The following is a 6,086-nucleotide window of genomic DNA, read 5'->3' as shown; positions in this document are numbered from 1 at the left end:
CGAGCACGGTCCGGCCCTGCGGGCGCGCCTGCTGGCCGCGGTGCGGGACACGCTCGCGCTGCTGGACGAGGCCCGGACCGAACTGCCCGGCTCGCCCACCGTCACGCTCGACCGGCAGGCGGTGGCGGCGATGTTCACCGCACTGGGGCAGGCGCAGACGGTGCTGCTGCCGCGCCCCCGGTGGGCGGCCCGGGTGGACTGGACCACCGCGCACACCCGGGACCGCGACCGGGACCTGGTGCGGTTGACCGCGTGCCAGTCGGCGCTGGCCAACGCGGCACTCACCGAACCGGGCGACGAGACGTTGTTCACGGCGTGACCTGTGTCTTCTCACGGTGTGAACAGCCGATCGGCGGGACGTAGACTCGGGGGCGTGTTGCAGATTCGCCGTGAGCTCGTGGACGCGATCGTCGCGCACGCGCGCGCCGACCACCCGGACGAGGCGTGTGGCGTCATCGCCGGTCCCGACGACGGCACCGACCGCCCGGAGCGGTTCGTGCCGATGGTGAACGCGGCGCGCTCGCCCACGTTCTACGAGTTCGACTCCGCCGACCTGCTCAAGCTGTACCGGGAGATGGACGTCCGGGACGAGAAGCCGGTAGTGATCTACCACTCACACACCGCCACCGAGGCGTATCCGTCCCGGACGGACATCAAGCTGGCGCAGGAACCGTTCGCGCACTACGTGCTGGTCTCGACCCGGGACCCCGAGGAGCACGAACTGCGCTCGTACCGGATCGTGGACGGCGAGGTCACCGAGGAACCCGTCGAGATCATCGAGGACGGCACGCCGCGGGACGATGTGGTCGAGTCGTACATGTTCGCCAACACCGGCAGCGACGACGTCCCCGACGAGCGCTGAGCACCGCGCGGGAATACCCCCGCCCGTTCAGGCGTCTGTGTCTAGGTCAAACCCCTTGCAGTGGAGGTACTTCATGTCCGTGACCGTCTCCATCCCCACGATCCTGCGCACGCACACCGGGGGTGAGAAGTCGGTGGAGGCGTCCGGCAAAACCGTGGCGGAGGTGATCGACGACCTCGAGTCCCGCCACGGCGGCCTCAAGGAGCGCCTGGTCAAGGACGACAAGCTGCACCGCTTCGTCAACATCTACGTCAACGACGAGGACGTCCGGTTCGCGGGCGGCCTCGACGCCGAGGTCACCGACGGGGACACCATGACCATCCTCCCCGCCGTCGCCGGCGGCGCGCGCTGAACGGTCGGTGCTCATGGCCCGCTACGAGTCGTTGCTCGACATGCTCGGCGGCACCCCGTTGGTGGGGTTGCCTCGGCTCTCCCCCGCCGAGGACGTGCGGTTGTGGGCGAAGCTGGAGGACCGCAACCCCACCGGCTCGGTCAAGGACCGGCCCGCGCTGGGGATGATCAACGCCGCCGAGCGGGACGGCCACCTGCGGCCCGGTGCCACCATCCTGGAGCCGACGTCGGGCAACACCGGCATCGCGCTGGCGATGGCCGCCAAACTCAAGGGCTACGGTCTCGTCTGCGTCATGCCGGAGAACACCTCGGACGAGCGCAGGCAGCTGTTGCAGGCCTACGGGGCGCGGATCGTGTACTCGCCCGCGGCCGGTGGGTCCAACGAGGCCGTGCGGCGGGCGAAGGAACTGGCCAAGACGAACCCGGACTGGGTGATGCTGTACCAGTACGGGAACCCGGCCAACACCGACGCGCACTACGCGACCACCGGGCCCGAGCTGCTCAAGGACCTGCCGACGATCACACACTTCGTGGGTGGGCTGGGCACCACCGGCACGCTGGTCGGCGTCGGGCGGTACCTGCGGGAGCAGAAGCCGGACGTCCGGGTGATCGCGGCCGAGCCCCGGTACGGCGAGCTGGTGTACGGCCTGCGCAACCTCGACGAGGGGTTCGTGCCGGAGCTGTACGACGAGGACGTGCTCAGCGGGCGGTACTCGGTGGGCGCCTACGACGCGCTGCGCCGGACCCGCGAGCTGCTGGAGCACGAGGGCATCTTCGCGGGCATCTCGACCGGTGCGGTGTTGCACGCCGCCCTGGGGGTCGCCAACAAGGCCCTCAGCCGGGGGGAGAGTGCCGACATCGCGTTCATCGTCGCGGACGCGGGGTGGAAGTACCTCTCGACCGGCGCCTACAGCGGCTCCCTCGACGAGGCCGCCGAACGCCTGGACGGCCAGCTCTGGGCCTGACCCGCCCGGGGTGGTCCCCCGCCGTCGTGCCGTGAGGGGCACATTCGCTGCACACGACGCAGTGAATGTGCCCCTCACGGCTTGTGACGCAGGGAATGTGCCCTTCACGGTCACCGGGGTGGGTGCGGGGGGGTCGGGGTGCGGGCGCCGTAGCCTGGGGGTGTGGACAGGGACGGGATCGGTGCGGCGTCCGGGGCGCGACGGTCGGGTACCGGGCGGGTGTTGCCGCCGCGACCGTTGTCGGCGGCCGCGGTGGCGGTCTCGTTCGTGCTGCTGCTCTACCTCGTCGAGCTGATCGACGTGGTGTTGTTCACCACCGATCTCGACCGCAACGGCATCGTGGCCCGGTCGGTGGACGGGCTCGACGGCATCGCCTGGGCGCCGTTGCTGCACGCCGGATGGGGGCATCTGCTCGCCAACACCGTCCCCGTGGTGGTGTTCGCCTTCCTCGCCATGTCCGGTGGACTCGCGCAGTGGATCGGCGTGACGCTCACCATCTGGCTCACGGCCGGGATCGGGGTGTGGTTCACCGCACCTCCCGGGACCGTCACGGTCGGCGCCTCCGGGCTCGCGTTCGGATGGCTGGCATTCCTGCTGGTGCGCGGGCTGTTCACCCGGAGTCTCCGGCAGCTCGCGCTCGCCGTCGTGTTGTTCCTGCTCTGGGGCGGGATGCTCTGGGGCGTGTTGCCCGGTGCGCCGGGTGTGTCCTGGCAGGGGCACCTGTTCGGCGCGGTCGGCGGCGTCCTGGCGGCGTGGGTGGTCGGCCGGGCGGACCGTCCGGCCGCGGGGACCCGCAACGGTAGTCTCGGGGCGTGAGTCAGGCCGCCACCCCGAACGCCGCCACCCCCGATCCGGCCCCGAACTCCGGTCTCCCGGACGCCGACGCCCCCATCGGGATCTTCGACTCCGGCGTCGGTGGGCTCACCGTCGCCCGTGCGGTGGCCGACCAGCTCCCCGCCGAACGTCTGCGCTACGTGGGCGACACCCGGAACGCGCCGTACGGGCCGTTGCCCATCGCCACGGTCCGTGAACTGGCACTCGCCGCGCTCGACGACCTGGTCGCGGGCGGGGTGAAGGCGCTGGTGATCGCCTGCAACACCGCGTCGGCCGCGTGCCTGCGGGACGCCCGGGAGCGGTACGACATCCCGGTGTTCGAGGTGGTGCTGCCCGCGGTGCGGCGGGCGGCGGCCACCACGCGCAACGGCCGGATCGGGCTGATCGGCACCGAGGGCACGGTCCGCTCGCGCGCCTACGACGACGCCTTCGCGGCCGCCACCGGGGTCACCCTGCACAGCACGGCGTGCCCGCGGTTCGTCGACTTCGTCGAACGCGGGATCACCTCGGGCAGGCAGGTGCTCGGACTCGCCCAGGGCTACCTGGAACCGCTCACCCGTGCCGGGGTGGACACCCTGATCCTGGGGTGCACGCACTACCCCCTGCTCACCGGAGTGCTCCAGACGGTGATGGGCCCCGAGGTCACCCTCGTGTCCAGCGCCGAGGAGACCGCCAAGGACGTCGTGCGGGTGCTCACCGAACGCGATCTGCTCACCGGACGGGACGGTGAACCCGACCACGAACTCGTGGCCACCGGCGAGCCCGAGCCGTTCACCCGGCTGGCGCACCGTTTCCTGGGGCTCGGTGGGACGGTGCTCCCCGCTCCGTGACGTCGGCGCGCCGCCTGCCGTGTTCCCGGTGGGCGTGCCGCTGTGATGTTCACGGTGGGCGTGCCGCCTGTGGAGTTCACGGTGGGCGTGCCGCCTGTGGAGTTCACGGTGGGCGTGCCGCCTGTGGAGTTCACGGTGGGCGTGCCGCCCACCACGTGCCGGGGGCGTGCCGCGCGGGCTCGTGGCAAGGTGTGCGGCGTGCGACTGACGATCCTGGGCTGCTCCGGCAGCATCCCCGGTCCCGACCGTGCCGCCTCCGGGTATCTGCTCGAAGCCGACGGCTTCGTGCTGGGGATCGACCTCGGCAACGGCACACTCGCCCGGATGCAGGCCCTGATGGACCCGTTCCGGCTGGACGCGCTGCTGTTGTCCCACCTGCACCCCGACCACTGCGCCGACTTCAGCGCGCTGACGGTGCTGCGCCGGTACCACCCCGACCCGCCGTACGATCCGCGCGCGCACCGGCTCCCGGTGTACGCACCCGGTGAGGCCCCGCGCAGACTCGCCAACGCCTTCGCCCCGCACGAGTCGGAGCGGCTGGAGACCGACCTGTCGGACGTGTACGACTTCCACACCCTGCGGCACGCGACCGAGCGGATCGGACCGTTCACCGTGACGCCGGTCCCGGTCGTGCACCCGACGGAGTCGTTCGGCTTCCGGATCGGACTGGACGGCTCCACACTCGCCTACACCGGGGACAGCGGGCCGTGCCCGGGGCTGGAGGAGCTCGCCCACGGTGCCGACGTGCTGCTGGCCGAGGCGAGCTGGACCGAGGCGCCGGACCGGCCGGAGGCACTGCACCTGTCCGGGAAGCAGGCGGGCGGTCTGGCACACCGGGCCGGGGCCGGAAGACTCCTGCTCACGCACGTGTCACCGTGGTCGGACGGGGAGTCGATCCTGGCCGAGGCGCGGGCGGAGTTCGCCGGGCCCACCGAACGTGTGGAGCAGGGCGGGGTCTACGAGTTGTGACGACCCGCCCACGTCGGCGGGCCGGATCGGGGGTCATTAGGCTTGCCAGGCGTGGTGCGACAAGACGGCAGGAACGACGACCAGCTCCGCGAGGTACGGATCACCCGCGGTTACCAGCAGTGGCCGGCGGGTTCGGTACTCGTCGAGTTCGGGAACACCCGGGTGCTCTGCGCCGCCAGCGTGACCGAGGGGGTGCCCCGCTGGCGGGTCGGATCGGGACTCGGGTGGGTCACGGCCGAGTACGCCATGTTGCCGTCGGCCACCCACTCCCGCAGTGACCGGGAGTCCATCAAGGGACGGGTCGGCGGTCGGACCCACGAGATCAGCCGGTTGATCGGGCGGTCCCTGCGCTCGTGCATCGATCTGGCGGCGCTGGGGGAGAACACCGTCGTCATCGACTGCGACGTGATCCAGGCCGACGGGGGCACCCGCACGGCCGCCATCACCGGTGGGTACGTGGCGCTGGCCGACGCGATCACCTGGCTCGGGGCGGCCGGACGGCTCGCCGACCCGAAGCCGCTGTCGGCGGCCGTGTCGGCGATCAGCGTGGGGGTGGTGGACGGTCGGGTGCGGCTCGACCTCCCCTACGAGGAGGACTCCCGCGCCGAGGTGGACATGAACGTCGTCGCCACCGACGCGGGGACCCTGATCGAGGTGCAGGGCACCGGGGAGGGCGCCACCTTCACCCGGTCCACCCTGGACACGATGCTGGACCTGGCGCTCGACGGGTGCGCGGAACTGACCCGCAGGCAGACCGAGGCCCTGGCCGGGCCGTACCCGGGTGAGTTGCCGGAGCCCCCGCGGTCGAAGAAGGCGAAGGACAAGAAGTGAGTGACGCCGTCCGGGTGCTGTTGGCGACCCGGAACGCGAAGAAGCTGGCCGAGTTGCGCCGCATCCTCGCCGACGCGGGTGTGGCCGGGGTGGAGGTCGTCGGCATGGCCGACGTCGCGCCGTTCCCCGAGGCGCCCGAGACCGGCGCGACCTTCGAGGAGAACGCCCTCGCCAAGGCCCGCGACGCCGCCCGCGCCACCGGCCTGCCCGCCGTCGCCGACGACTCGGGGTTGACGGTCGACGCCCTGAACGGGATGCCCGGTGTGCTGTCGGCACGGTGGGCAGGCTCGCACGGGGACGACGCGGCGAATCTCCGGCTCGTGCTGGACCAGCTCACCGACGTTCCGGACGACCGGCGCGGCGCGGCGTTCGTCTGTGCGGCGGCCCTGGTCCGGCCGGACGGCGTCATGCCGGCCCCGTCGGTCGGCGCGGCCCCGTCGGACG

The 6,086-nt window shown here is 71.9% G+C and carries 8 protein-coding genes and 1 pseudogene; all 9 read left to right on the top strand.

Annotated features, from left to right (window positions below):
* Positions 1-319, top strand: a pseudogene (locus SACPADRAFT_RS29850) (hypothetical protein); the annotation flags it as partial.
* Between the two features lie 54 nt (positions 320-373).
* On the top strand, positions 374-862 hold the full coding sequence (locus SACPADRAFT_RS0205535; protein WP_028662242.1) for a M67 family metallopeptidase: 489 nt from the start codon (positions 374-376) through the stop codon (positions 860-862).
* A 73-nt stretch (positions 863-935) separates the two neighbouring features.
* Positions 936-1,214 carry a MoaD/ThiS family protein gene (locus tag SACPADRAFT_RS0205530; protein WP_007026097.1) on the top strand — a complete coding sequence of 93 codons (279 nt, stop codon included), beginning with the start codon at positions 936-938 and terminating at the stop codon, positions 1,212-1,214.
* A 13-nt stretch (positions 1,215-1,227) separates the two neighbouring features.
* Positions 1,228-2,178 (top strand): PLP-dependent cysteine synthase family protein, encoded by a 951-nt coding sequence (locus SACPADRAFT_RS0205525; RefSeq protein WP_007026098.1) that lies wholly within the window; start codon positions 1,228-1,230, stop codon positions 2,176-2,178.
* A gap of 219 nt (positions 2,179-2,397) precedes the next feature.
* Positions 2,398-2,994, top strand: a complete 597-nt coding sequence (locus tag SACPADRAFT_RS0205520) for a rhomboid family intramembrane serine protease (RefSeq protein ID WP_028662241.1) — start codon at positions 2,398-2,400, stop codon at positions 2,992-2,994.
* 74 nt (positions 2,995-3,068) lie between these two features.
* Complete coding sequence (gene murI, locus SACPADRAFT_RS0205515; protein WP_026455632.1) at positions 3,069-3,842, top strand: glutamate racemase; 774 nt, start codon at positions 3,069-3,071, stop codon at positions 3,840-3,842.
* A 198-nt stretch (positions 3,843-4,040) separates the two neighbouring features.
* Entirely contained in the window at positions 4,041-4,811 is a 771-nt protein-coding gene (locus tag SACPADRAFT_RS0205510) for an MBL fold metallo-hydrolase (RefSeq protein WP_028662240.1), read from the top strand.
* A 51-nt stretch (positions 4,812-4,862) separates the two neighbouring features.
* Positions 4,863-5,642: a ribonuclease PH gene (gene rph, locus SACPADRAFT_RS0205505; RefSeq protein ID WP_007026102.1), complete on the top strand. Its 780-nt coding sequence runs from the start codon at positions 4,863-4,865 to the stop codon at positions 5,640-5,642.
* Positions 5,639-6,086: non-canonical purine NTP pyrophosphatase (locus SACPADRAFT_RS32275; protein WP_007026103.1), on the top strand; the 448-nt coding region annotated here is incomplete at its 3' end. The genes rph and SACPADRAFT_RS32275, both read left to right, overlap by 4 nt.

Source organism: Saccharomonospora iraqiensis subsp. paurometabolica YIM 90007, from assembly GCF_000231035.2.
Taxonomy (GTDB): domain Bacteria; phylum Actinomycetota; class Actinomycetes; order Mycobacteriales; family Pseudonocardiaceae; genus Saccharomonospora; species Saccharomonospora paurometabolica.
Note: the sequence above shows the minus strand (reverse complement) of the source record. Positions and strands in the feature narration are given on the sequence as shown.

Bases quoted from the DNA above. Each gene is read 5' to 3' on its own strand.
- SACPADRAFT_RS0205530 (WP_007026097.1), top strand. From the start codon at position 936: ATGTCCGTGACCGTCTCCATCCCCACGATCCTGCGCACGCACACCGGG.
- SACPADRAFT_RS0205525 (WP_007026098.1), top strand. From the start codon at position 1,228: ATGGCCCGCTACGAGTCGTTGCTCGACATGCTCGGCGGCACCCCGTTG.